21 protein-coding genes, 1 tRNA gene and 1 pseudogene are annotated in these 24,878 nt (G+C 64.1%); 12 read left to right on the plus strand and 11 right to left on the minus strand.

Translation table 11 applies throughout. The features are described from left to right. The first annotated feature begins 6 nt into the window (after positions 1–6). Positions 7–765, plus strand: coding sequence for an SDR family NAD(P)-dependent oxidoreductase (locus tag B5D62_RS00380; protein ID WP_085931854.1), 759 nt, complete (start codon positions 7–9; stop codon positions 763–765). 13 nt (positions 766–778) lie between these two features. Continuing rightward, positions 779–2,566, plus strand: coding sequence for a hydantoinase B/oxoprolinase family protein (locus tag B5D62_RS00385; protein WP_085931855.1), 1,788 nt, complete (start codon positions 779–781; stop codon positions 2,564–2,566). Here the strand turns inward: B5D62_RS00385 and B5D62_RS00390 are convergent. The 4 genes from B5D62_RS00390 to B5D62_RS00405 are packed head-to-tail and all read right to left on the minus strand — an operon-like array spanning position 2,551 to position 6,052. Beyond that, a complete protein-coding gene (locus B5D62_RS00390; protein ID WP_085931856.1) occupies positions 2,551–3,621 on the minus strand; it encodes a branched-chain amino acid ABC transporter permease in 1,071 nt (356 codons plus the stop codon). The two genes, B5D62_RS00385 and B5D62_RS00390, sit on opposite strands and share 16 nt — an antisense overlap. Positions 3,622–3,631: 10 nt before the next feature. After that, positions 3,632–4,546, minus strand: a complete 915-nt coding sequence (locus B5D62_RS00395) for a branched-chain amino acid ABC transporter permease (RefSeq protein ID WP_085931857.1) — start codon at positions 4,544–4,546, stop codon at positions 3,632–3,634. Beyond that, the gene (locus B5D62_RS00400) at positions 4,543–5,313 is read right to left on the minus strand and encodes an ABC transporter ATP-binding protein (RefSeq protein WP_085931858.1); all 771 of its coding nucleotides are present in this window, start codon (positions 5,311–5,313) and stop codon (positions 4,543–4,545) included. Before B5D62_RS00400 ends, B5D62_RS00395 begins: the two co-directional genes overlap by 4 nt. 25 nt (positions 5,314–5,338) lie before the next feature. Further along, on the minus strand, positions 5,339–6,052 hold the full coding sequence (locus B5D62_RS00405) for an ABC transporter ATP-binding protein (protein ID WP_085931859.1): 714 nt from the start codon (positions 6,050–6,052) through the stop codon (positions 5,339–5,341). A 298-nt stretch (positions 6,053–6,350) separates the two neighbouring features. Between B5D62_RS00405 and B5D62_RS00410 the strand changes: the two genes are divergently transcribed. Next, on the plus strand, positions 6,351–7,553 hold the full coding sequence (locus tag B5D62_RS00410) for an ABC transporter substrate-binding protein (protein WP_085931860.1): 1,203 nt from the start codon (positions 6,351–6,353) through the stop codon (positions 7,551–7,553). 163 nt (positions 7,554–7,716) lie between these two features. Here B5D62_RS00410 and B5D62_RS00415 read toward each other — a convergent pair whose 3' ends face one another. The 7 genes from B5D62_RS00415 to B5D62_RS00440 form a co-directional block, all read right to left on the minus strand. Then, entirely contained in the window at positions 7,717–9,516 is a 1,800-nt protein-coding gene (locus B5D62_RS00415; protein ID WP_085931861.1) for a hydantoinase B/oxoprolinase family protein, read from the minus strand. A gap of 2 nt (positions 9,517–9,518) precedes the next feature. Continuing rightward, positions 9,519–11,324 carry a hydantoinase B/oxoprolinase family protein gene (locus B5D62_RS00420; RefSeq protein ID WP_085931862.1) on the minus strand — a complete coding sequence of 602 codons (1,806 nt, stop codon included), beginning with the start codon at positions 11,322–11,324 and terminating at the stop codon, positions 9,519–9,521. Between the two features lie 24 nt (positions 11,325–11,348). After that, the gene (locus tag B5D62_RS00425) at positions 11,349–13,430 is read right to left on the minus strand and encodes a hydantoinase/oxoprolinase family protein (protein WP_085931863.1); all 2,082 of its coding nucleotides are present in this window, start codon (positions 13,428–13,430) and stop codon (positions 11,349–11,351) included. 93 nt (positions 13,431–13,523) lie between these two features. Further along, complete coding sequence (locus B5D62_RS00430; protein WP_218190882.1) at positions 13,524–14,966, minus strand: aspartate aminotransferase family protein; 1,443 nt, start codon at positions 14,964–14,966, stop codon at positions 13,524–13,526. Between the two features lie 724 nt (positions 14,967–15,690). After that, a tRNA-Thr gene (locus B5D62_RS33205) sits at positions 15,691–15,771 on the minus strand. A gap of 107 nt (positions 15,772–15,878) precedes the next feature. Next, positions 15,879–17,024 carry a tyrosine-type recombinase/integrase gene (locus B5D62_RS00435; RefSeq protein ID WP_085931865.1) on the minus strand — a complete coding sequence of 382 codons (1,146 nt, stop codon included), beginning with the start codon at positions 17,022–17,024 and terminating at the stop codon, positions 15,879–15,881. 372 nt (positions 17,025–17,396) lie between these two features. Beyond that, positions 17,397–17,615, minus strand: a complete 219-nt coding sequence (locus B5D62_RS00440; RefSeq protein WP_085931866.1) for a helix-turn-helix domain-containing protein — start codon at positions 17,613–17,615, stop codon at positions 17,397–17,399. 200 nt (positions 17,616–17,815) lie between these two features. Between B5D62_RS00440 and B5D62_RS00445 the strand changes: the two genes are divergently transcribed. The 9 genes and pseudogenes from B5D62_RS00445 (at position 17,816) to rlxS (ending at position 24,764) form a co-directional block, all read left to right on the plus strand. After that, entirely contained in the window at positions 17,816–18,082 is a 267-nt protein-coding gene (locus B5D62_RS00445; protein WP_085931867.1) for a DNA -binding domain-containing protein, read from the plus strand. Between the two features lie 209 nt (positions 18,083–18,291). Then, positions 18,292–19,017 (plus strand): helix-turn-helix transcriptional regulator, encoded by a 726-nt coding sequence (locus B5D62_RS00450; RefSeq protein WP_085931868.1) that lies wholly within the window; start codon positions 18,292–18,294, stop codon positions 19,015–19,017. Positions 19,018–19,115: 98 nt separating this feature from the next. Continuing rightward, entirely contained in the window at positions 19,116–19,748 is a 633-nt protein-coding gene (locus B5D62_RS00455) for an acyl-homoserine-lactone synthase (protein WP_085931869.1), read from the plus strand. 108 nt (positions 19,749–19,856) lie between these two features. Next, a pseudogene (locus B5D62_RS34295) lies at positions 19,857–20,036 on the plus strand (transcriptional regulator domain-containing protein); the annotation flags it as partial. Between the two features lie 28 nt (positions 20,037–20,064). Continuing rightward, the gene (locus B5D62_RS00460) at positions 20,065–20,667 is read left to right on the plus strand and encodes a DUF2285 domain-containing protein (RefSeq protein ID WP_170920718.1); all 603 of its coding nucleotides are present in this window, start codon (positions 20,065–20,067) and stop codon (positions 20,665–20,667) included. 240 nt (positions 20,668–20,907) lie between these two features. Continuing rightward, positions 20,908–21,138, plus strand: a complete 231-nt coding sequence (locus B5D62_RS00465) for a helix-turn-helix transcriptional regulator (protein WP_085931870.1) — start codon at positions 20,908–20,910, stop codon at positions 21,136–21,138. After that, entirely contained in the window at positions 21,131–21,634 is a 504-nt protein-coding gene (locus B5D62_RS00470; protein WP_085931871.1) for a S26 family signal peptidase, read from the plus strand. Before B5D62_RS00465 ends, B5D62_RS00470 begins: the two co-directional genes overlap by 8 nt. After that, entirely contained in the window at positions 21,622–22,461 is an 840-nt protein-coding gene (locus B5D62_RS00475; RefSeq protein WP_231714680.1) for a lytic transglycosylase domain-containing protein, read from the plus strand. The genes B5D62_RS00470 and B5D62_RS00475 overlap by 13 nt, the downstream gene beginning before the upstream one ends. A gap of 311 nt (positions 22,462–22,772) precedes the next feature. Then, the gene (gene rlxS / locus B5D62_RS00480; protein WP_085931872.1) at positions 22,773–24,764 is read left to right on the plus strand and encodes a relaxase/mobilization nuclease RlxS; all 1,992 of its coding nucleotides are present in this window, start codon (positions 22,773–22,775) and stop codon (positions 24,762–24,764) included. Positions 24,765–24,878 lie beyond the last annotated feature (114 nt).

The following is a 24,878-nucleotide window of genomic DNA, read 5'->3' on the forward strand; positions in this document are numbered from 1 at the left end:
CAAGTCATGACGGGGCTGGCTGGCAGGATCGCCATCGTGACGGGGGGCTCGGAAGGGATTGGTGCGGCCATCGCGCGCGGCCTGGCGGCAAGTGGCGCCGCCGTGGCGATCGTCAATCGCAGCCATCCAGAACGCGCCGCCGCCGTTGTGAGCGCCATTGTGTCTGCAGGAGGCACTGCCGCCGCCTTCCAGGCCGATTGCAGCGAAGTGTCCTCGATCGAGGCCGTCGTCGACGCGATCAGCCGGCATTTCGGTGGCATCGACATCCTGGTGAACAATGCCGGCATCTTCCGGCCGGTGCCGATCGAGGAGACCACCGAGGAGATCTGGGATACCCAGCTCGACCTCAACCTGAAGGGAGCCTTCTTCTTCGCCCGCAGCGTCGTGCCGCATATGGGGCGACGGGGCGGCGGCAAGATCGTCAATGTGAGCTCGATCGCCGGGGAAGCGGGATTCCCCAATGCCGCGGCCTACTGCGCAAGCAAGGGCGGTCTCACCAATCTCAGTCGGGCGCTTGCGCTGGAACTGGCCGGCCGCAACATCAACGTCAATGTCCTGGCGCCGGGCAATGTCGCAACCGCAATGAATGCGGCGTTGCGGGAGGACGATGGCTGGCGCGCCAGGATGCGCGAGCGCACGCCGTCGGGCGATGATTTCCTGTCCGTCGACGACCTGGTCGGTTCGGTCCTCTTCCTGGTTGGCGACGGCGCGCGCAAAATGCATGGTCAAGTGCTGTGCGTCGACGGTGGCTGGACCGCCTGGTGAAGGGGAGCATGTGATGGATCAGCTTGCGATCGAACGTCCGACCGACGGCGTCAGCCTCGCCATCCTGAGCAACCGCCTGCAGGGGGTGGCCAAGAAGATGGCCAACACGCTTCTGCGGACAGGCCGGTCTGGCGTGCTCAACATCGCCCGCGACTTCTCCTGCTGTATCGTCACCCGCGACAACCGACTCCTGGCCGCGGCCGACAGCCTTCCGATCCATGTCCTGTCGGGGCCGGATCTGATGTGTGCCGCGATGCAGCGCTTCCATCCGGTGCTCCGGCGCGGCGATGCCTTTCTGCACAATTCGCCCTATCACGGCTGCTCGCATCCGGCGGACCACACGCTGCTGGTTCCCGTCATCGACGATGCCGGCACACACCATTTCACCGTGCTCGCGAAGGCGCATCAGGCCGACTGCGGCAATTCCATTCCGACCACCTACATGGGGGCGGCGCGGGACGTCTACGAGGAAGGCGCCCTGATCTTCCCGGCGGTGCAGATCCAGCGCGACTTCCAGGATATCGAGGATGTCGTGCGCATGTGCCAGATGCGGATCCGTGTGCCCGAGCAATGGTGGGGTGACTACCTTGCGATGGTCGGCGCGGCCCGCGTCGGCGAACGCGAACTGCTGTCGCTGGCCGCCGATGTCGGCTGGGAGGCGCTGCACCGGCATACCGAGCGCTGGTTCGACTATTCGGAGCAGCGAATGGTCGAGGCGATCCGCAAGTTGAGCCCCGGCCATGCGGTGCGGACCTCGCGTCACGATGCGGTCCCGGGCACGCCGGCGGAAGGCATCGAGATCAAGGTTGCGGTCACGATCGACACCGAAGGCGCGAACATAGAAGTCGATCTGCGCGACAACCCCGACAATCTCCCCTGCGGCCTGAACCTGTCGGAGGCCTGCGCACGGACGGCGGCCATGGTCGGCGTCTACAACAGCATCGACCCCGGCGTGCCCAAGAATGCCGGCGCGCACCGGCGGATAAAGGTCCTGCTGCGGGAAGGCTGCATTGTCGGCATTCCCCGCCATCCGGTCAGCTGCTCGGTCGCCACCACGAACCTTGCCGATCGTGTCGCCAATCCCGTGCAGTGCGCGATTGCCGACATCAGCGAGGGCGCCGGGCTGGCGGAATGCGGCGGCATCATCCCGCCTTCTTCGGCAGTGGTGTCGGGCGTGCATCCCGGAAGCAACCGACCCTTCGTCAACCAACTCTTCCTCGGCCTGTCGGGTGGCGCCGCCGCCCCTGCCGCCGACGCCTGGCAGACCATCTGCCACGTCGGAAACGCAGGCCTTTGCTACATCGACAGCGTCGAACTCGACGAGCTACGCCAACCGCTGCGCGTTCACGAGCGCCGGTTCCTGGTCGATCGCGAGGGAGCCGGCCGGCATCTCGGGGCGTCGAGCCTCAGAGTCGTCTACGGGCCGGTCGGGGCCAGTCTCGACGTCGCCTATGTGAGCGACGGCACGCTGAACGCCGCCCGCGGAGTCCGTGGCGGTGGAGACGGTGCGCAGGCGCGGCAGGTGCGGATCGACCAAGCCGGGCAGATGCACGAGGTGCCGACCTGCGGGGTCGTCACCTTGCAGGATGGCGAGAGGATCCTGACCGAGACCACAGGCGGGGGTGGGTATGGACCCGCCAGCGACCGCGATCCGGAGCGCGTGGCGATCGATGTCCGCGAGGGCTGGATAAGCCGGGATCGCGCCGCCTCCGTCTACAGGGTGGTCGTCGACGAGGCCGGCCGCCTCGATGCTGGGGCGACGACGCGACTGCGTGCCGATCCGGCCTATTCGGCTGGCTGAGCCTGTTCGGCCGCCGTCGGCCTCGCGTCGCGCGTCGTGAAGGGCCAGGGCACTTCGCGGCTTTTCGTCAGCCCGGAGGGACGGAAAAGCAGGATCAGCGCCATGATGACGCCGAGGCCGATCTCCTGTGAGCCCTGGGGAAGCGCGACAGTGGCGCCGCCGATTTTGAAGCCGGCTTCGAACGCGCGCAGGACCTGCACGATCAGTGTGACGATCAGCACGCCGGAGACGGCGCCGAACAGGCTGCCGATCCCGCCGACGACCAGCATCGACAGCGTCACGAAAGTCAGGCCCATATAGAAGATGTCGACGGTCAACACGCCCAGGAAGTGCCCGTAGAGAGCGCCGCCCACCCCAACCAGGAACGCGCTGGCGACAAAGGCGATCAGGCGGACCTTCACGATATCGATCGCGGATGCCTTGGCGGCCACCTCGTCGTCGCGTGAGGCCTTCAGCATCAATCCATATCGCGACTGCTGAAAGACGTAGGCAACCACCATGCTCACCAGGGCGAAGGCCAGCGCTTCCCAGGGGCCGACCACCTGCGGGATGCCGATGATCGAGCTCGTGCCGGCGGTGACCGAGTCCCAGTTCGAGTAGACGCTGTTGACGATGGCGAGGAAGGCGAAGGTGGCGATCGAGGCGGCGATACCGGACAGGCGGATGACGGCGGCGCCGAAGATCAGCGCGACGATGGCCGCCAGAAGGCCGCCGCCGCCGACGGCGAGCAGGAACGGATATTCGTTCTCCTGCAGGAATGCCGGCAGTCCGGTCAGCATCAACTGCTTCCACGCCGGATTGCACGTGGCCCAGCCGGCGGCGTAGGCGCCGATGCACATGAAGCCGATATGGCCGAACGACAGGATGCCCGAGTTGCCGATGAACAGGTAGGTGGCGATCACCACCGTCATGCGGATCAGCATTTCGGTCAGGGTCACCTTGATTTCGTCCCCGCCCATCCAGATGGCGATTGCCGTGACCAGCGTCACGATTGCCGCGAGGGACAGCACGGGCCACCATTCGCGTATCTGGCGCATAACGAGCGGGCTGTTCATTGCTGAAACCTCATACGCGTTGGACCAGCGCCTTGGTCGGGATCAGGCCGGAGGGGCGGAAGATGAGCACCGCGATCACGATGGCGAACACGAACGCATCGCGGAAGGAGCGGAGCTCCTCGGGCAGGTAGGCCTGGCACATCACCGACACGAAGCCGACGGCAAAGCCGCCGATCACGGCTCCGATCAGGCTGCCCATGCCGCCGATGACCGTGGCGATGAAGGCGAACAGCATCAACGGCACGCCCATCACGTAGCTGAGCGTGCCAGTCTGGGAGACGAACAGCAGCGAGACCATGGCGGCCAGCAACCCGGAGATCGCGAAGGCGAGGCCGATCACGAAGTTCGCCTTGACGCCGAGATACCTTGCCATGCGGAAATCCTCGGCGGCGGCCCGCATCTGCACGCCATAGGACGTCCGGTTCAGGAACAGGCTCAGTCCGAGCATCAGGACGATCGTGATGCCGATCGTCACCAGCTGCAGCTGGGGCACGCGCAGCTCGCCAATCACGACCTGCTGCTGCAGGCTCGACCATACGTCGATCGCCTTGGGGCGGGCGCCGTAGACCATGAGGATGACGTTCTGGATCACATAGCCCACGGCGAACGAGGCGATCATCAGGGTCGGGGCCGAGGCCTGGCGCAGTTTGCGGAACACCAGGAAGTCGCTCAACAGGGCCAGAAGCACGACGAGCGCCGCAATGGCGGGCAGCGTCAGATACCACGGCCAGTTGCCGATGAACTTGGTGGCCGTGACTTCGAGCGAGGGAACGATCAACGCATAGGCGCCGAACGAGATGAAGTCGCCGTGGGCGAAATTGGTCAGCCTAAGGATGCCGAACAGCAACCCGATGCCGAGTGCCGCAAGCGCATACAGGCTGCCCAAGCTGAGGGCATCGATCAGATTCTGCAGGAAGCCGATCATTCGGCGGCCCTCTTCATGGTCGGTGCTGGAGACAGGGGCGGCGGTGCACCAGTGCCGTCGGCGAACCCGAAATAGGCCTGCATGATCGCCTTGCCGTCCTGCAGGTTTGCCGCCCGGTCCTCCAGATGGATGCGGCCGCCACGCATGACATAGATGCGGTCCGCGAATTTGAGCACACGCTCCGAAGATTGTTCGTTGATGAGCAAGGTGAGGTTCGCGGCGTGGCGCAGCTTGATCAGGATGTCATAGACCTGATCAACGATCTTGGGCGCCAGTCCCAGCGACGGCTCGTCCACCATCACCAGCCTCGGGCGCGTCATGAGGGCGCGGCCGATGACGAGCATCTGCTGTTCACCGCCCGATAGCCGTCCGGCCGGCTGCTGGAGACGCTCGCGAAGCCGCGGGAAGTGCTCGAGGATGCGTTCGAAATCCGCGGCGACGGCGGCCCGATCGCGCCGCTGGAAGGTGCCGATGCGCAGATTCTCGGCAACGGTGAGCGAGCCGAAGACATGGCGCCCCTCGGGGACCAGCGATACGCCCAGCCGCGCAACCGCTTCGGGAGGAAGCCCACCGAGGCTCTGGCCGCGCAACGTGATGCGGCCTGCGTGGGGCGTCACACCGCCGGCGATCGCGCCGAGGGTTGTCGACTTGCCGGCGCCATTCGGTCCGACGACGCAGACGATCTCGCCCTCCCGGACCGAAAGGGAGACGCCTCGCAGCGCCTGGAGACGACCATAGTTGACGTGGATGTTGTCCACCTCGAGCATCTGTTCGCTCCCTTGCCGCTGCCGATCAGGCCTCGCCGCCGAGGTAGGCGGCGATCACCGTTTCATTCCGCTGAATTTCCTGAGGTGTGCCCTCGGCGATGGTCCGGCCGCCGTCCAGGACGTGGATGCGATCGCACACCCCCATCACGACCCGCATGTTGTGTTCGATCAGCAGCACGCCGCAGGTGAAGATCCTGGGGATCGCGGCCACCAGATGCATGAGGTCGTCGCACTCGGCGTCGGACATGCCGGCGGCGGGTTCGTCGAGCAGCACGAAGGCGGGCCCGAGCATCAGGGCACGAGCCATGCCGACCCGGCGCTCGTCCGTGTAGGGTAGGGTTCCCGCCACGGTCTCCGCCTTGCCGGCAATGCCGACCCACTCCAGCAGGTCCATTGCCTGGGCGCGTGCCTGCCGCCGTGTCAGACCCAGGCCTACACCGGTGACCTCGACGTTCTCGACGACCGTCATCTCGCGGAAGAGACGCCCGGCCTGGAACGTCCGCCCGATCCCGGCCTTGCGAAAGCGCTCCGACTTCCAGCCTGCCGTCTCTTCGCCTCCCAACAGGATGCGTCCGCTGCTGGGGACCTGGAAACCCGTGAGGCAGTTCACCAGCGTCGTCTTTCCGGCACCGTTGGGGCCGATCAGTCCGAAGACCTCGTGCCGCCCCATCGACAGGCTGACGTTACCAATCGCGGTCAGGCCGTCGAACTGTACGACGACGTCCTCGGCGGTGAGCATGGCAGCCGTTGCCGGCTTCAATCCAGGAGGGGGCGGCGCGGACAGGCTACGAAGGGACACGGATTACGATCCCGCCCGTGACGGTTGTCGTGCTGCAGAGATTGTGCGGGGTACGGCCTGTGTGTTCATAAGGCACCCGTGATCACAGTGGCGGTGATCGGAGCCAAGCAAGAAGCGTGCAACAGGGGCGGCCGGTTCGCTTCCTTGTCGATGGAACAACATTTGCTTGGTGTATGTGCAATGCGAACCGCCCTAGGTCCGCAGCTCTTATGTGATCACATAATGGAGGCTCCGGAACATGCGGACCCGTTTGCTCACCGCCGCAGGACTCTGTCTGCTGCTTTCCTCGCTCTTCTCGCTGCCAGCGCGAGCTGCCGACGACATCGTGTTCGGCTTCTCGGTCGCGATGTCGGGACCGATGGCCGCGTACGACGACAACAGCACGAAGATGGCCCAGGTGTTCATCGACGACATCAACGCCAAGGGCGGACTGCTTGGCCGGAAGATCAAGGCGGTCTTCGCCGATACCAAGTCCGATCGGGCGGAAGGCGCCAAGGCAGGGCAGGAAGTGCTGCGCCAGGGAGCCGATGTCGTCTTCGGCACCTGCGATTACGATTATGGTGCACCGGCGCTGCTCCAGGCGCAGAAGGCCGGCAAGATTTCGATCTTCCTCTGTGCCGAAGACCCCAAGGCGGGGATCATCGGCATCGGACCCTATTCCTTCACCTCCTCGATCGCAGCCCAGGTGCAGGGAGCGGTCGGCGCCGAATGGGGCTACGCGAAGAAGGGCTGGAAGACGGCCTATGTCCTGCTCGACGACAGCATCGAATATGACAAGTCCGTCTGCGCCGGCTTCGACTGGATGTTCCCCGCCAAGGGCGGAAAGATCGTCGGGCGCGACACGTTCAAGAACAGCGACTCCTCGATCGCCTCGCAAATCAGCAGGCTGCGCAGCACGATGCAGTCGCAGAAGGTCGATATGGTGATGCTATGCACCTATCTGCCGGGCGGTGGATCGGCGACACGGCAGCTGCGCGCAGCCGGCATCGATCTGCCGATCTTCAACGGCAGTTCCTTGGACGGCACCTACTGGCTCGATGCTGTCCCGAACCTGTCGAATTTCTACGTTCCGGTGCAGGCATCGATCTATGGCGACGACCCGCGGCCGGAGATCGCGGAGCTGATCGCGCGTTACAAGGCCAAGTTTAACGAAGCCCCGGTGACGCAGTATGCGTTCCCGATCTACTCGATCCTGCAAGTCTGGGCCAAGGCGGTCGAGAAGGCGGGAACGGTCGACGCGGCCAAGGTCGTGGCCGTGATGAACAATGCCCATGACGAGCCGACGGTCCTCGGACCGCGCAGCTTCACCAGCAAGCTGCACATCCAGGATCGCGCGCCCTACATGGTCGTCGAGATCGGGGACAAGAAGGGCAAGGTGGTGGACTCGTGGCGCATCAGCGAGGCCGTGCCCAACGATGTGCTTTATCGCCTGAAGAAGTAGATCGAGATCATCGGTGACAGGCGTCCGGTTCAGTGCCGGACGCCTGTGCATTTCCGAGTGACTACAGCGCGATGACTTTTCATGGAATCAAGCCGTCGCCCTGACGCATGCGCTGCCATGCTGCGGGCGTCAGGGCGACGGCCGAAGTAAAAGTCATCGCGCTTTAAGACGGGCGGGCCGCCTGCAGCTCCCTGCGCAGACGCAGCGTCGCCTCTCCATCGACGGCAAGGGTTTCCGTCTCGATGCTGCCGGTAAGGACGACGCCGTAAATCGTGCGGGCCCGATCACTCGTCTCCCACCGCTCCAGCACGTCGTGCAGAACACGTCGCGGATCGCGCGTCAGCGGATCGCCATAGCCGCCGCCAGAACAGTCGATCCCCCTGATGGTCTCGCCCTTGGCGATCTCGATCTGCACGACGTTGTCGAGCTTCTCGGTGTGGCCGTTGGCGCTGATGCGCCATCCCTCGGCAAGCTGACCATCCTGGCCGCCGCGCACGCCCCTCGGCGGGACATGCTGGCCGTCGCAGGGATAGATCACGGTGATTGGATGCTCCTTGGGACCGAAGGCGACGTCGCCGCCAGGCGCGCCGCGGAAGCGCCCGGCCCCGCCGGAACCCGGTATCAGGCGCAGGTGACGGAATTCGATCGGATGCTTCAGCTCGTCGATCTCGACGGAGTCGCGGAAGACGACACCACTGTCGACGGGGAGGCCGTAGTTCGGCCACCCGTCGGCCTGAGGGCTGGCAGGGCCGCCATTATTGGCGATGATCAGCTGGTTGATGTAGGCGTCGTCGCCGGCCCGATGGTCCTTGCCGGAGATCACCGCGAAGGCGACGCCCATGCCGAGGCCGCCTTCGGCGATGCCATGCGAGTCGCCCAGTTGCGCGAAGGCCGCCCCCGTGCAGTTGACCAGCCGGTCGGCCACGTTGGTGGTGGCAAGAGAGCAGGAATGAGGAAAGCGCGGCCGTCCGACCACCGATCCTGTACGCATCAGCACCTCGACGCGCCGGAACGAACCGGAGTTCTTCGGGATGCCGGGATCGAGCGAGTTGAACACGCCGGTCAGGACGGCCGATGTCGTGCAAGCTTCGCTGAGGTTGAGTCCGGCTTCGACGTTGTCGGGGTTGTCGCGAAGGTCGACCGTGACCCGCGCTTCCTGCGGATCGATATCGATGTCGACGTGAAGGGCGATGCCGTCCGGCAGCATCGGCATGAACGGGTCGTGCCTGCCGCTGTTGACCAGTCGGGCCGCCGGCAGGCGGCGCAGGGCTGTTGCCATGCGCTGCTCGGAATAGTCCAGCCAGTCCACGACGAAGCGCTTGATCGTGTCGGTGCCGAACTTTGCGCAGAGTTCCTTCAGGCGCCGTTCGCCGATGCGGGCGGCGCCCAAGCCAGCGAGGAAATCGCCGTACCACTGGCCGGGAACGCGGATCCGGCTGCGCGCCATGCGCACCACGTCCTCGATCATCCGATAGTCGCGCTGGATGCGAACCGACGGGAAGATCAGTGCGCCCTCCTGATACACGTCGGCGGCGCCAGCGTGATAGGTGCTCGGGATCGAGTTGCCGATGTCGGCTTGATGCGCCTTGGCAACCGTCGTGAACAGATGCTCGCCGTCGACGAAGACCGGGACCAGGAAGGTATGGTCAGCCGGGTGGGTGTTGCCGGTGTAGGGATCGTTGTGGAGGAAGGCGTCGCCCTCGGACAGAGTCGGGTGGGCGAGCGTCATGGCGCGCGCCTGCTCATGGACGCCGAAGATGTGGATCGGCAGCCCCTCCACGCACGCCAGCAATTGGTTGTCGCCCGTGCAGATGCCGCAGGAGAAGTCGCGGGCACTGCTGATCACGGCTGAACGCGCCGCGCGCAGCAGGGTGTTCGTCATCTCGCGCACGATCCCGTCGATGCGGCTGGCGATGACGGCCGTCACCACCGGGTCGATCGCGGGGCCCGCTGCCGGGCGCATCGTCAGGCAGTCGTCGCTTCTGCCGCTCGGGCCGCCCGCAGTGAGGTGGTTGCGGTGACATCCACGGCCAGCGTCTCGTCGTCGAGAGAGCCTTTGAACACCACGCCGTAGACGGCCTGTGCTCGCGTGACGGTTTCCCACTTCTCCAGCACGTCGTGCAGCACCCGGCGCGGGTCGCGTTTCAGGGGATCGCCATAGCCGGCCCCGGACGCATCGAGCCCGCGGATCAGTTCGCCCTTCTTGACCTCGATCTGGGTGACGTTGGGCAGCTTGGTCTCCAGTCCGTTGGCACTGACATGCCAGCCTTCGGCGCAGGTGCCGTCGGCGCCACCGCGCACGCCCTTGGGCGCGAAGTGCTGGCCGTCGCAGGGATAGATGACCGTGACCGGATGTTCCTTGGGACCGAAGGCGATATCGCAGCCGGGCGCGCCGCGGAACCGGCCGGCGCCGCCCGAACCCGGGATCAGCCGCATGTGCTTGAACTCCATCGGATGCTTGAGCTCGTCGATCTCCACCGAATCGCGATACATCAAGCCGCCGACGACGGGCAGACCGTAGGTCAGCCACCCGTCGGCCCTGGCGCTGGCCGGACCGCCGTTGTTGGCGATGATGAGCTGGTTGACATAGGGACTATCGCCGTACCGATGGTCCTTCCCGGACACCACGGAGAAGGCGACGCCCATGCCGACACCGCCTTCGGCCAGGCCATAGCCGTCGCCGAGCTGGGCGAAGGCCGCTCCGGTGCAGTTGACGAGCCGGTCGGCGACATTGGTGGTGGCGACGGAGCAGCTGTGTGGGAACCTCGGCTTGCCGACCACGGCGCCCTCGCGCATCAGCAGCTTGACGCGGCGGAACGAGCCGGAGTTGCGCGGGATCTCCGGGTCGAGAGAGTTGAATATGCCGGCCATGACGGACGATACGGTGCAGGCTTCGCTTTCGTTGAACCCGCAGTCGATATTGTCGATGTTGTCGCGCAGGTCCACGGTGATGGTCGCCGCCTGCGGATCTATGTCGAGTTCGACCTTGAGCGGGATACCTTCGGGGAGAAGCGGTTCGAATGGATCGTGGCGGCCGGTGTTGACGAGCTTGGCCTTGGGCAGCTTGGCGATGCCATGGATCATGCGCTGCTCGGAGTAATCGAGCCAGTCGCGCATGAAGGTCTTGATCGTGTCCTTGCCGTACTTGGCGCAAAGCTCCTTCAGGCGCCGCTCGGCGACACGCGCGGCGCCGATGCCGGCCAGGAAGTCGCCGTACCACTGCCCGGCCACGCGGATGCGGCTGCGGCACATGCGGACCACGTCCTCGACAGTCTCGAAGTTCCGCTGGATGCGGACCGCCGGGAAGATGAGAGAGCCTTCCTCGTACACGTCCTTTGCCGCGGCGTGATAGGTCGTCGGGATGGAGTTGCCGATATCAGCCTGGTGCGCCTTGGCGGCCGCCGTGAACAGATGTTCGCCTTCGAAGAACACCGGCACCAGGAAGCAATGATCCGCTGGATGCGTATTGCCGGAGTAGGGATCGTTGTGCAGGAAGGCATCGCCTTCGGCGAGATCGGCGTGGAATTCCGTCATGGCACGTGCCTGGTTGTGGACGCCGAAGATATGGATCGGCAGGCCTTCAGCGCAGGCAAGGAGCTGGTTGTCGCCCGTAACGATGGCGCAGGAGAAGTCGCGCGCGCTGTTGATCACCGCCGAACGTGCCGCGCGTAGCAGCGTATTGGTCATCTCGCGGACAACGCCGTCGATGCGATTGGCGATCACTGCCGTGATGACTGGATCGATGGCCGATGACGCCTGCACTCTGTCCATGTGCGATCTCCTCAAGTGAAAGGATCAGCCAATCCCGAAAACGTAATTCCCAACGCCCGATACGGTGGTCGAGGTCTGGGGGAAAACGACGAGCGTTGTGGTCGGCTCCTCGACGATGGCGGGCCCCACGATCTTGTAGCCGGGCTTGAGGTCGCCCGACTTGTAGATCGGCGTCGGCACCGGTGTGGTACCGCCGAAATAGCAGGACCGGGTTGTCGACGGCGTGGGGGCGGCCAGGGCGGTGATCGCCGGGCCGGCCTCGCCCGTCACTTCGGGGGCCAGCTTCACGATCAGGCGAGCCTTCCAGTTCACGCATTCGACCGGGCTGCCTTCGTCGCGCATGGCAAAGACGCGCTCATGGACCTTGTGGAAGCTCTCGACGAGCCCTTCGACGTCGGCTTCGGTGGCGAAGCGGGAGAATTCCAGCGGCGTCTCCAGTTCCCATACTTGGGCGAGATAGCGAGCCTCGGTCAGGAATTCGATACGGTGCGCGGCCTGGGCACGAGGACCCAGGGTGGCGAGGAACTCCTTTAGCTTCCGCTCGAGGGTCGAGAGCACGCGGTTCACGCCTTCGAGATTGAAGCGATCGGATGTGGTCACCAGGCTGGCGGTCTCCTCCTTGACGATGTCGGCGAACTGCATGCCCGATGCCGACAGGGCCGAGGCGACCTTGGGCAGCACCAGCCGCTCGCAGCCGAGTTCCTGGGCGATGGGGAGGATATTGATCCCGGCGGCGCCGCCACCGGCGACGATGGTGCTTTCGCGCGGATTGACGCCTTCGGCGATGGTGATCTCCTGGATCGCCTTGATCATCAACTCGGTCGCCAGATTCAGGATGTTCCAGGCGGTTTCCTCGATCGGCCGGCCGATCCGTTCGGCCACGGTGCCGATCGCGCGGCGGGCGGCTTCGGTGTCGAGCGTCATGCGTCCGCCGAGGAAGAATGCGGGATCGAAATATCCCAGCACGCAGGCGGCGTCGGACACCGTGGGCTGGGTGCCGCCGCGGCCGTAGCAGGCGGGGCCGGGGTCGGCGCCGGCCGACTGCGGGCCGACCCGCATCAGGCCGCCCTCGTCGATCCAGGCGATCGACCCGCCGCCGGCCCCGATCGAACGCACGTCGACCGAGGAGATGCCGAGCAGGTGTCCGGTCCATTGACCGCCGAGCCAGGTATCCCGGCTGTAGGTGAGGCGGCCATCGCGCACCAGGCCGACGTCGAAGGTCGTGCCGCCGGTGTCGCAGACGATGACATTGTCGCCGAGATTCTCGATCGTCGAGTAGGTGAGGGCAGCCACGGGAGCCATTGCAGGTCCCGATTTCGCGGTGTGGATCGGCGCATCGACAAGCTCATCGACGAGCATGACGCCACCGACGCTGGTCGAAACGAGGATGTCGTTCCGGTAGCCGGTGGCGCGCAGATCGGCTTCCAGGCCGCGCAGATGATCCTGCATCAAGGGTTTCAGAGATGCATCGATGGCGGTGGCGGAGGCGCGGCGGTACTCGCGGACGATGGGCACCAATTTGTGTGACAAGGTAAACGGCACGCCGGGCAGCATCTCGTTGATGAGTTCGCCCATGCGTAGCTCGTGGTCTGGATTGGCGATCGACCACAGGAAGCAGACCGCCACCGCTTCGAATCCGCGCGCCTTCAGCACCTCCAGCACGGAACGCGCCTGCGCCTCGTTGAACGGCACCGAAGCTGTTCCCTCGGCGCTCATGCGCTCCTCGATCTCGAACGTGTAGCGGCGGGGGATGTAGGGTTCCGGGTAGTCCTGGGTGAAATCGTGCGGATTGACCTTGCCGCCTTCCTTCAGCACCAGCGTGTCCGGAAATCCCATGGTGGTGAGGAAGGCGGTCTTGGCGACGTTGCGCGTGACGATGGCGTTGGTCGCGCGCGTGGTGCCGTAAATCAGCAGATCGGTCTGGTCCAGCAGCCCCTTCATGGTGAGGCCAAGCTCTCGAGCCGCAACCTCGATCGCCTCGCTCATCCCCCGGAAGATACGTTCCTTGGTGGTGAGAGCCTTTCCGATGGTCTGGCGGCCACTCTCATCCATTACGACGATATCGGTAAACGTGCCGCCGGTGTCGACGGAGATCCTGAAACCCATAGCCGATCCCTCACCACATCATTTGCGGGGTCGGTGGATCGGCAGCAAGGATCGTGCCGAAACGTCAATATGTGATCACAAAGCGGACGTTGTTCAGGCGAGGAGGCGTTGCGTAGCCAATATCCGTAGCTCGCCTTCGACAGCGTCGACAAAACTATCGAGCTCTGCCTCCGTCATGACGGTCGACAGAAAGCCGTTACCCTTCGTGCTGATCAGGAAGCCGCGGCGCAAGAGGCCCGCCTGCAGAGCGGCCAGATCGGCGAGTTCCTCGGGTGTCGACCAGGCACTGCGGTAATCGTTCACCGGTCGACTATGAGTATGGATCTTGAAGATCGAGCCATGACCGGTGATCTGTGCGGGATACTGACTGCGACGGACGGCATCCGAGAGCTTAGAGCGCGTTCGGTCGCCCAGCGCATTCAATCGGTCGAATGCCTCTTCCGTCATCAGTTCCATGCCCACGAGGCCGGCTGTCATGGTCACCATGTTCGCGGTGAAGGTTCCTGTGGAGGCCACCGCAGGCTTGCCGCTTCGGTGGTCGAATACGGCCATGATCTTCTCCTTGCCGGCGACGGCGCCTACGGGAAAGCCGCCGCCGATGATCTTGGCCAGTGTCGTGAGATCTGGCTCGATGCCGAATACGCCCTGACCTCCGCTATAGCCAAAGCGAAAGGAGATCACCTCGTCCAGGATAACGATCGCGCCGGTGGCTCGCGCGGCCTCGGTGATCGCCTTGAGGAACTCCGGTGTCGCCGGCACGCACCCCGTATAAATTGGCATCAGATCGATCAAAACTGCTGCAAGCCGCGCTCCCTGCTCGCGAATGATTCGCGCGGCAGCCTCGGGCTGGTTGAACGGTAGGATGACGGTGTCGTCGAGTACGGCTTTGGGAGTGCCCGCCACAAAGGCGACGGGGTTAGGGTCGTTTCCCCAGTTTTCCGGTCGAGAATCGAGACTGACCTCAACGTGATCATAGGTGCCATGGTAGGCACCTTCGACCTTGGCTAGTGCGGGGCGTCCCGTGAAGGCGCGCGCTGCCTTGACAGCGAGCATAACTGCCTCGGTTCCCGAGTTGCAGAAGCGGACCTTGTCGAAGGCAGGGACGCGCTCGCACAGTAATTCAGCCAACGCTACTTCCCGTTCAGTCGGCATGGTGCAGGCGGTGCCATGCGACAGCTGAGCTGTTACGGCGTCGATGATCGCCGGATGGGCATGGCCATGGATTAGCGAGGCGAAATTGTTGATGAGATCGAATATCTGGTTGCCGTCGACGTCGGTGATCCACGCGCCCTTGCAGCTCTGAGCGTAAACCGGATAGGGCGGCTGCCACGGCGCCACCCGCGTGACGCCGCCAGGAAGGACATTCAATGCCCGATCGTACAGGCTCCTCGACTTAGTATCAGGATCCGGCCATCGTGGCATAGAAACGCTCCAAGCAAACGAGTGGTCAAATGTGATCACATCGCATCTGGCAGTCCAGAGAATTCCACAATGATCGCGGGAGCGGGCACGGTAGGGACAAGCGATGTCGACCATCCGCCTCTCGGAAATGGCGCCTCGGCGATCGCTGCCTCGAGCCGGCGTTGCGCACGCCAAGTGGCGTCCGTGAAGTGCGATCGAATCAATAATCGCGACGTGCTGACAGTGTGGCGCGTGCATCAACACCAAGGGCTTTCCGCTTCAAGGCCGGCTCGACGTTTCTCGAGGTCAGGGAGCCGATTGTCAGCTTCCCTTGCTGCTGCTCGCGGGACATGGTCGGGAGCAGCATGAGCACGTCGCCCTCTTTGGGAGCGAGCAAGTCGCAAGGCGACAGCAGTCTTTCGAGGTTTCCGATCTTCGGTCTCCAGAGCGTCGTGCTCGCGCTTCCAGAGGTAGGGACACTTGATCCCGGTCCCCGTCTTGATGTCGTCGAAGCTTATTTGGACTCGTCGTGGATGTAGGCTTCCAGCGCGTTGCGCACGTCATGGGCGAGGTCGGCGGGCATTTCGGCGGGTTAATCGGCCGATCCTCTGCGGCCAGATTGAAGAGCATTGCCTGTTCATTTCGCCTGCCCACTACCGTCGCAGGTCTACTCTTCGCAGCCAATTAGGAAGGCGTGAACGTCAGGCGAACGTTTGCCCACCAACTTGCTCGGCATTTTCTGCGGATTTCGTGGTCGATTGCTGTTCCCCAGTGTGCAGACCGGCGACTATCCACAGGCCATTGCACGTCCTGGCGCCATGATAATTCAAGCGGGCCACGATTTCGGGGATCGGATGAATGGTGCTGCCGGACAGGATTGAACTGTCGACCTCTCCCTTACCAAGGGACGACAGTTGCGGGATTTTCTGCGTGAGGCAGCACCCCCTCCCCACAGTTCCCCATCAACACCTACATATAGTACCGATTTCGGCGCTTTGTCAGCTTCACCACAGTCGGACACTGCCGCCGATGATGTCTCACCCGGGTTCACCCGGCCTTCTTGGCGCCGAATCGTACGTCTGGCGCCAGCTCCGGCCGGCGCAGGATCCGATAGCGGAATGTCGTCTTCTCGTTGGAATGGCCGACATATTTGCCGGCCTGTTTGTAATCGCCGGTGCGGGCGACGATGTCGCTGACGATGGCGCGCCTCGACTCGTGCGGCCGCCATTTCTTGTCCGGCCCGATCAGCTGATCGGCCCAGCGGTAGACGTTGCTGCGTGAATGCCACGGGAAGACCTTCCCGGCCTTCCGCGCGCCCAGGACTGCAAGGTAGGCGACGGCTGTTGGGCTGAGTTCGAACTCCTCCCAGCGCAGATCTTTCTTATTCTTGGTGATGGCCATCCGGCCGCGCGCACTGGGCAGATCGACCCATTCCCAATCAAAGCGCAGCCACTCGCCGATGCGGTAGCCCCGCTCATGGCAGAGCCAAACGAACGCGCGCTTTTCAAGGTGCTTTTGCAGCGTCCAGGGCGTGGGTGCCGACCTGATCCTCTCCTCGATCGCGTCAAGCAACGCAAACACTGTCTCATCATCGGCGATCCGCGGCGGGTCGGGCGGCAGGCTTCCCTCTGGCGCCTTGAGGCTCCGGACGACAATCTCGCCACGCCAATCTTGCTCGGCGCCAAATTTCAGCAGCGCACGATACGGGGTGATCACCTCGCGGTTGGCCGCGGCGAAGGTCGGAACCTTGTGACGTGGCCGCTTTTGCTTGGCAATCAGCTCAGTGTTGGCCGAGGCGACTTCGCTGCGACGCTTCGCCAGCCAAGCCTCAGCCGTGCCCTTGGTCACGGCGTTGTTAATGCCGCGCACTTCGAGCTTGCCGTCGCGGGCTTCGATGAAAGCAAGCCGCCGCCAGTCGGCATGCGTTTCGTCCAGACCGCGATCCGCCTTGTAGTGGGCACTGACAATTCCGAGCGTTACGCTCGCCGCGCCCGCGGCGGGAGGGCGACGACAGGCTCGCTCGGCGAGATGCTTCTTGACGTACGCCTTAGCGCCCGCTGGATCTCGCGCGTCTGTAGCGAGCTCGAGCTTGGTCCCGGCATCGTCACGGCCACGCCAGACGACCCACCGATTAGCCTTGCGTTCGCCTGGAGCGTAGAAGGTTCCGCCGACACCGGGAATCTTGTACGGCACCGCTCGCGCTCCTTTCGCTCCAGTTCCTCGACGTCCTCAGGGCTCAGCCGTGCCAGACGGCCGCTCCCAATGGTGGCAATTCCATGCCGAGTGAGCAAGCGGCGCAACGTGCGAATTGACCACCGTTGTTGCTTTGCAACCTCGGCGAGTGTGAGACGCTCATGAGTCATAATGCATGAGCTTAGGGGGACCTTCCTGCTTACAAAACGGCCCGTATCTGCGCAGAGCTGCGCCGTAGGCCGCCAGAGCTACCGATCATCTCCATGGCCAGACGAACGAATTGATCAGTCTTCCTGACCGAGCGAGGTCATTGTACGCCCTTTGGCCCGCTCGTTCGCCACTCGTCGGGCATTGACGCTGGGAAATGACCCATTAACGACGCTTGGGCGGCCGCAAGAGATCAAGATGGCTGACGCCCAGCGCGTTGGCGATTTCGTAAACCGTGACGACCGTCGGGTTACGATTCCCCTGTTCGAGGCCGCTGATGTACTGCTGGCTGAAGCCCGAAATGTCCACGAGCTTCTCCTGAGTCAGGCCCTTCTTCAGCCTGATGCGTCGAACATTCCGCCCCACCAGCTTGCGCATGTCCATGCGCCGAAGTCAGCGGGATACAAACTATAAAGTTTATCAACTATATTATGTATCGGCCGATCTGCACGGAGAAGAACTGGCGTAGTTCACCACCACTTCTATCCACATCCGGCCCGGCGCATGTCACTGGCCTCTCGACTCTGACTCCGTAAATTGAAGGCCACGGCGCTTGGCGAACATCAGCAGGAGGGCAGGGCGCAATGGTGGCTCGGCGTCACAATCAACCCATTGCCGACGACGTCCCTTGGTCAGACTCGATCACCGCCTACGACGAGGCGCATCTGGTGGTTTACCTTCGCCTGTTGGACGCGACCGCCGACGGCGCAAGCAAGAACGAAATGGCCAAGATCATCCTTGGCATCGATCCGGCCAAGGAGCCCCAGCGGGCCGAGCGCGTGGTCGACAGCCACCTGCGCCGTGCCCGCTGGATGAGCCGAGTTGGCTACCGTCATCTCCTGCGTGGCTGAGCCGGCCAACTTGTCTGATCTCAATTAGCCTGACATGTAACTGTAAAATTCGGGTGCCGCGCGTGCGCTTTCCCGGGCGAATGCCCGCAATCGGCAAGAGTCTTACCGTCATGGCTGCATGGCACGAATGCAGCCTCATGTTGTCACTGGCAAGAGCGCGCTGGCATGCCTGAAAAGATCGCTGGGTCTCGCGTCATTGGGGCCAAGCGATGCACCGGGTCTTCCAGACCTTCATCGACCGGCTGTCGGAAAGCGTCGATCGCGCTGACTTGCAGTCTACCTTGGCCGATGCGGCAGCCGCATTCGGCCTACACTGCTTCGCGTACTTGTCCTTGCCGCCTCGGCCGGATGACAAGGCGCTCCTCATATCCACCTATCCAACCCAGTGGACGACGCACTATCTGCAAAGCCGCTACGAGCGGCTCGATCCCGTGATCCTTCAGGCCCAGCGTGGCACCGACCCGTTTGAATGGGGCTTCGGCGCCGGGAGCATGACTCTCTCCAAGCGGCAACAGCAGTTCTTTGACGAAGCGGCCCAGTTCGATATCCGCTGCGGCTTCACCATCCCCATTCACGATGGCCGCGGTCCGGTGGCGGCGATCACCTTCGCCGCCCACGAGCGTCACCCGGTGTTCAGCCGCGGCGTCGAGCGACACGGGGAAGTCCTGCAATTCATGGCGCTCCACTACCACGCCCAGGTGCGTCAAAAGTTGTCCGGCGATCGCATCATCGCCGGCGTGGCGCTCTCGCCGCGCGAGTTCGACTGCCTGCGGTGGGCCGCCTTGGGAAAGTCTGCCGGAGACACCGCAGACATCCTGGGTATCAAGCGCCGCACGACGGTTTTCCACCTCGAGAATGCCAAGCAAAAGCTTGGCGTCCGCACCATCTCCCAAGCTGTCGCGCGCTACTCGGCCTCGATGCGCACCACGCCCTGACACGACTGGCCCCCTGTCAACCCTGTTCAGGTATACAGGGTGCGCTGGGCCAATTTTGACCCTTTCATTGTCGCTGCCTGTTCATCCAGGAGGCGACCATGATGCAGCTCATCAGCCAGGATCACTATGGTGAATTCGTGGAAGAGCTCGCCGACATGCACCGCTTGCGCTATCGCGTCTTCAAGCAGCGGCTCGATTGGGACGTCCAAGTCAGTGGCGATCTAGAGGTCGACGACTTCGACGCCTTTCACCCCATTTACCTCCTCCAACGCGGCCGCGACGGCCGTGTTCAAGGCTGTGTCCGCCTGCTGCCGTCGACCGGTCCCACCATGCTGCGGGACGCGTTCGGTGTTCTCCTGAACGGCGAATCGCCGCCGGCCAGTCCGAGCATCTGGGAGAGCAGCCGCTTCGCTCTCGATCTGCGCCACGATGCGGCTGCGGCAGTCAGCGGCATCGCAAGGGCGACCTTTGAGCTGTTCATCGGCATGGTCGAGTTTGGCCTGGCACGGGGTCTCAGCTCTATCGTCACGGTCACGGACCTCAGAATGGAGCGCATCCTGCGGCGGGCCAGTTGGCCGCTGAAGCGCATCGGCGTCCCTCACGCAATCGGTACGACCCGAGCCATTGCGGGCTACCTCGAGGTCTCGCGCGACGCCCTCGCTCGCCTGCGGCGCGAGGGTGGTCTCGAACAGCCAGTTCTCTGGGCGCCGGTCACGATGGCCACAGCCTAGAGCAGCCTCGTTGGCAGCGGAAAGGAAGCATTCTCGGCGAGACGGGACCGTCCAACTACATCAGGGGGCGGCTGACGGTCTGCCTTGCCACAGCGCGAGGAGCCCACGATGGTCAGCCGTCCCCCATCCCAAGACGAACAGCCATGGCGTCGTGCCGACGCCTATGACTACACCGATTTACTGCCGAAGCGCGGCTGGGGATGGGAATTCCTACGCCGGGATCCTGAGTATCAGCGCGAATGGGCCGCTCTTGGCCCCGCAGTTTCTGTCGAACAGCGACGGCATTTGACCCTTCTGACTGCCAACCGGCCGCTCGATGATCTGGCGCCATGGGGCGTGTTTTTTCGCAGATCCACCCGACCACGATGCGACTGCCGCCACGGTGTTCTGGCGGCCCGAGGCATGCCCTCACGTCCTGCCGGTGACGGCCGTTCCGGCCGTCTCGACGGCTCCGTTCTCGCTTGCCGAACTGCACCATCCTACGGCACTCCTGGTCCTGCCGGATGGAACCCAGCATCTCTTGGCGCGCGATAGCAGCCGCAGTTTGCAGTTGGCGGTCCGGGGTTCAAGCCTGCTTGAGCCCGTCAGCCTGCGCACTGATGCGATCTTCGATGCGCGACACTTGCGGCCTCGGCTCACGGCGCTGGAAGGCCTCAACGCTCTGATCAGCAAGCAGAGCTTGCCCGATCATCTCTTCCCAATCGACCCAAGGTCACGGCGGCTGCGTCATGTTCTGCAATCCTTGGACGGCTTTCTGGCCGGCGCTACCTATCGCGACATCGCCGTCGCTTTGTTCGGCGAAGCGCGTGTTCTCGCCGACTGGTCGGACCCTCGGCGCCATCTCTTCGACCAAGTGCGCCGAGCGGTCCGGCGGGGACGCTACCTCATGAACGGCGGGTATCGAAGTTTCCTGATTTGACGCCTCTTGCGTCGTCGGCGCTGCATCGATTCACAGCAAAACACGCCGCCTGAACGGCTGGCTGCTGCCTTCGCTGGATCAGGCGCGGCAACGATGTCTTCGCCGTCTGAGGCAGCGCTTGGGTGGCGAAAACGTCCCCAAGGGTCTTCGCCAGTCCTAGGCCATCGCTTGCCCGCTCATGCTGCCCACGAAGGAGACGACCTGCGTCGTCGTCTTCCGACCACTTCGATGAGGGCACGCATGGACGACGATGCCGCCCGAGCTGCCAACGCCAAGAAGGGCAGCCCATTTCTCAATACGGCCCAGGCTGCGCACTATGTCGGCTTGTCGCCGCGCACGTTCGAGCGCATGCGGCGCACTGGCCGCGGCCCGCGCTTTCGCAAGCACGGCCGCTATGTGCGCTACCACATCGTCGACCTCGACGCTTGGTCGGAGGGCCGCGCTCATACCAAGGTCGACGGCGATGCGTAGGGGGACCGTCCTTCGCGTCGGCGCCCTTGCGGGGCTCGGTCTGGCCGCGCTCGCTTTTGGCCCCTCGACGCCCCGCTTCGTCTGGAACGCCAGCGCCAGTGCACCGCTTGGTCTTTACCTTGTCGAGCAAACGGCGGCCTTGGGCAAAGGGGATCTCGTTCTCGCGTGGGCGCCCGACAGTGCGCGCCGAATGGCCGCCGAGCGCGGCTATCTTCCCGAATCCGTGCCGCTCACCAAGCGCATCGTGGCCGTCTCTGGCGACACCGTGTGCGGCCGCCATAGCCTCCTCCTCATCAATGGATGGGTCGCTGCAATCCAGTTGCCAGCTGACCCGCAAGGCCGTCCGCTGACGCCCTGGACGGGGTGTCGTGTGCTCGGGCCCGGCGAGGTTTTGCTGCTGATGGCGGAGGTCTGGGACTCCTTCGACAGCCGCTATTTCGGACCGATCCCGACCACTTCGATCTTGGGCAAGCTGGTGCCGATATGGACCCGCTGATCGCGCTGTTGCTGTGTAGCTCGCCGTTTGCGCAGCCACCCATGAGCTCTAGGGATTGCCCCACGACAGCGATCAGCCGCGCAATCTCTGTCGAGGCTGGTGTGCAACGGGCCTTGGCGCCAGCCGATATTATTCGCGTGGCTGACACGCCAGGCGCCACGAATGTTGGGCAATGGCAGATATTCATCGCTGAAGCGGCTCTGCGTTTTGGCATTCCGGAGGCCTGGATCCGCGCCGTGATGCGCGCCGAAAGCGACGGCCAGGCTACGGTTGATGGCCGGCCGATCACGTCGCCCGCAGGTGCCATCGGCCTCATGCAAGTGCTACCCGAGACTTATGCGGAGATGCAGCGTCGCCACGGCCTAGGGCCTAATCCTGCCGATCCGCACGACAACATTTTGGCCGGCGCCGCCTATCTACGCGAGATGCTCGACCGGTTTGGCTACCCGCACCTCTTTGCAGCCTACAATGCCGGCCCAGAACGCTTTGCGGCCTACCGCCGGGGAGAGCAACCGCTACCAGCGGAGACGCGCGCCTATATCGCTCAAATCGGAACGGAGCTCACAAACGGGAGCGACGATGGTGCCGCGGCCCAACAGCTTTCATCGGTACCTGCTGCGCCAGAGCGCGGCCGCAGCCTCAATCCTCTGCTTTTTTTCGCGCCGGGGCGACCCTCGACTCTGTTCGTGAACCACGATGAATCGGCTTCTCGAGCTGATCAATCCAGAGGCAAGTTGCCGCTCGAACCGGAAGCGGATCGAGGCCTACGTGCACCGACTGGCGACAGCAAACCTGCGGCGCCAGTTGACGATCAGGGACCGCCCTGATCACGCGTACACCGCATCACGATTGCCAATATTAGGCCGCAACACAGTTCGGCTTGAATGGCCCGGTGCGCGAGCCAATCGCAGCAAAGCGTGCGTGGACGAAGATCGGATGGTGGAGAGAACCACAATCGCGCGTAGGCAAGATAAAAGGCTCCCTCCAACGGTCGCCAAGTCCTTGTCTGCACATCGGTTTTGAGGAGGGAAGGGCGCCAGTGTCCCTCCAATGCGGCGACAAACCCTTGATTTGGTTGAGGTTGAAGCCTCCATGCCAGCAATCGGTTACGAACCAGCGTTATCGTCCCGAGGTTTCCATGAAGCTCCCTGCCATCCATGGCCATGAGTTCGAACCGAAGCTGGGTCGCATCGGCAATCGGGGCGTACGCAGTGCCTTCCTACGTGACGTTGCACAGGCGGTCGCACGGGCAGGCGGGCGCAGCCATGCCTTGTCGCGCCGAGCCGGCCAGCTCGGCCGGATCGGCCGTGGGGCGGGCGTTGGCCGTGTGCTTGGTACACGCGACCGCTACGCCGCCTTCCGCCGGCGTCGCGTCATCGTCAAGACACGCCTGATCAAGCTCGCCGGTCGCGGCACAACTCCGGCCCGCGCGCACCTGCGCTACCTGCAGCGCGACGGCGTCACGCGCGAGGGCCAGCCCGGCGACCTCTACGATGCTGCCCACGACCGGGCCGACGGCGATGCCTTCCTGGGCCGCGGCGAGGGTGACCGCCATCAGTTCCGATTCATCGTCTCGGCCGAGGACGCGACCGAATTCGCCGACCTCAAGGATTTCACGCGACGGCTGATGCAGCAGATGGAACAGGACCTCGGCTCGAAGCTCGACTGGGTAGCGGTCGACCACTACAACACCGGTCATCCTCACACCCACATCGTCTTGCGCGGGAAGGACGACCGCGGCCGGGACCTGATCATCGCTCGTGAGTATCTCAGCCATGGCACGCGTGAGCGCGCCGCCGAGATCATCAGCTTGGATCTTGGCCCGCGCAGCGACCGCGAGATCGAAGCCCGATTGCGGGCTGAGGTCGAGCAGGAGCGGTTCACATCCCTCGATCGCGCTTTGCTCAAGGAGGTGGGAGAGCAGGGGCTCTTGCGATCCGGAACGACCGTAGGCGATGCCTTCCAACAGACGCTGCGCGCCGGCCGGCTGCAGAAGCTACGGCATCTGGGCCTGGCGCAGGAGATTGGATCGGGACAATGGAAGCTCGCCAGCGATCTGGAGCTGGTCTTGCGGCGGCTTGGAGAGCGGGGCGACATCATCAAGACCCTGCATCATGAGCTTGCCCGCCAGGGGCTGGCCCGCTCGGTGGCTGACTACATCATCTACGAGCCAGCCGAGGACAATGCTCAGCGACTCGTGGGCCGGGTCGTCGCGCGCGGCCTGTCGAACGAGTTGAACGACCGACGCTATGTGATCGTCGATGGCGTCGATGGCCGCACCCACTATGTCGATATCGGCCAAGCCGGCGAGGCAGAACCGATTCCGGTCGGCGGTATCGTCGCCATCGAGCCCAAGCGGGCGGAGCCTCGCGCGGTCGATCGGACCGTGGCCGAGATCGCAGCAGCACATGATGGCCGCTACAGCGTCGACCTTCATCTTCACCACGATCCCACGGCCCGGCAGGCGTTTGCCGAAGCTCATGTGCGCCGGCTTGAGGCGATGCGTCGGGCTGGCGTGGATGTCACCCGCGAGAAGGATGGCGCTTGGATCATTGCGCCCGAGCACCTCGAGCGCGCTGTAGCTTTCGAGCGCGCGCAGGCTCGGCGGGTGCCGGTAGTCATCGAGACGATGTCGACCGTACCGCTGGAGCGCCAGGGCGTCGCCGAGGGCGCGACGTGGCTCGACCGCGAGCTCCTCGTCGATGCGCCGACGATCACCCGAGACGCCGGCTTCGGACGCGAGGTGCGCGAGGCGCTTGCCCGCCGCCGGCAATGGTTGATCGAGCAGGAGCTGGCACGCGCCGAGCAAGATCGGGTGATCTATCGCGCCAACCTGCTGGGCCTGCTACGCCGTCGCGAGCTAGTGCGCGTCGGCGCTCGGCTCTCAAGTGAACTCGAACTTCCTTACGCCGAAGCTCAGCCAGGCGGGCGCATCGAGGGCACCTATCGCCGCCGGCTGGACCTTGCGAGCGGTCGGTTCGCCCTCATCGACAAGGGGCGGGAATTCACCCTGGTTCCTTGGCGGCCGGTGCTTGAGCGTCATGTCGGCAAGGAAGTGTCCGGTGTGGCGCATGGTGAGACGATTTCTTGGACCATTGGGCGGCAGCGACGTGCGCTGTCAGTGTCCTAAAGGAAAACAACGGTAGGAGGCTTAGATGCGTTGAACCGCTCTTTGCCGGCATGCATGACCTTCGTCGAGAACGAGGGGAAATCGTGCGACGGGTTGTGAATCACGCACCGACAA

Source organism: Enhydrobacter aerosaccus, assembly GCF_900167455.1.
GTDB classification, from domain to species: domain Bacteria; phylum Pseudomonadota; class Alphaproteobacteria; order Reyranellales; family Reyranellaceae; genus Reyranella; species Reyranella aerosaccus.

Coding starts and splice junctions, on each gene's coding strand:
- B5D62_RS00380 (WP_085931854.1), top strand. CDS start 7: ATGACGGGGCTGGCTGGCAGGATCGCCATCGTGACGGGGGGCTCGGAA.
- B5D62_RS00385 (WP_085931855.1), top strand. CDS start 779: ATGGATCAGCTTGCGATCGAACGTCCGACCGACGGCGTCAGCCTCGCC.
- B5D62_RS00390 (WP_085931856.1), bottom strand. CDS start 3,621: ATGAACAGCCCGCTCGTTATGCGCCAGATACGCGAATGGTGGCCCGTG.
- B5D62_RS00395 (WP_085931857.1), bottom strand. CDS start 4,546: ATGATCGGCTTCCTGCAGAATCTGATCGATGCCCTCAGCTTGGGCAGC.
- B5D62_RS00400 (WP_085931858.1), bottom strand. CDS start 5,313: ATGCTCGAGGTGGACAACATCCACGTCAACTATGGTCGTCTCCAGGCG.
- B5D62_RS00405 (WP_085931859.1), bottom strand. CDS start 6,052: ATGCTCACCGCCGAGGACGTCGTCGTACAGTTCGACGGCCTGACCGCG.
- B5D62_RS00410 (WP_085931860.1), top strand. CDS start 6,351: ATGCGGACCCGTTTGCTCACCGCCGCAGGACTCTGTCTGCTGCTTTCC.
- B5D62_RS00415 (WP_085931861.1), bottom strand. CDS start 9,516: ATGCGCCCGGCAGCGGGCCCCGCGATCGACCCGGTGGTGACGGCCGTC.
- B5D62_RS00420 (WP_085931862.1), bottom strand. CDS start 11,324: ATGGACAGAGTGCAGGCGTCATCGGCCATCGATCCAGTCATCACGGCA.
- B5D62_RS00425 (WP_085931863.1), bottom strand. CDS start 13,430: ATGGGTTTCAGGATCTCCGTCGACACCGGCGGCACGTTTACCGATATC.
- B5D62_RS00430 (WP_218190882.1), bottom strand. CDS start 14,966: ATGGTCGACATCGCTTGTCCCTACCGTGCCCGCTCCCGCGATCATTGT.
- B5D62_RS00440 (WP_085931866.1), bottom strand. CDS start 17,615: ATGGACATGCGCAAGCTGGTGGGGCGGAATGTTCGACGCATCAGGCTG.
- B5D62_RS00445 (WP_085931867.1), top strand. CDS start 17,816: ATGGTGGCTCGGCGTCACAATCAACCCATTGCCGACGACGTCCCTTGG.
- B5D62_RS00450 (WP_085931868.1), top strand. CDS start 18,292: ATGCACCGGGTCTTCCAGACCTTCATCGACCGGCTGTCGGAAAGCGTC.
- B5D62_RS00455 (WP_085931869.1), top strand. CDS start 19,116: ATGATGCAGCTCATCAGCCAGGATCACTATGGTGAATTCGTGGAAGAG.
- B5D62_RS00460 (WP_170920718.1), top strand. CDS start 20,065: ATGATCTGGCGCCATGGGGCGTGTTTTTTCGCAGATCCACCCGACCAC.
- B5D62_RS00465 (WP_085931870.1), top strand. CDS start 20,908: ATGGACGACGATGCCGCCCGAGCTGCCAACGCCAAGAAGGGCAGCCCA.
- B5D62_RS00470 (WP_085931871.1), top strand. CDS start 21,131: ATGCGTAGGGGGACCGTCCTTCGCGTCGGCGCCCTTGCGGGGCTCGGT.
- B5D62_RS00475 (WP_231714680.1), top strand. CDS start 21,622: ATGGACCCGCTGATCGCGCTGTTGCTGTGTAGCTCGCCGTTTGCGCAG.
- rlxS (WP_085931872.1), top strand. CDS start 22,773: ATGAAGCTCCCTGCCATCCATGGCCATGAGTTCGAACCGAAGCTGGGT.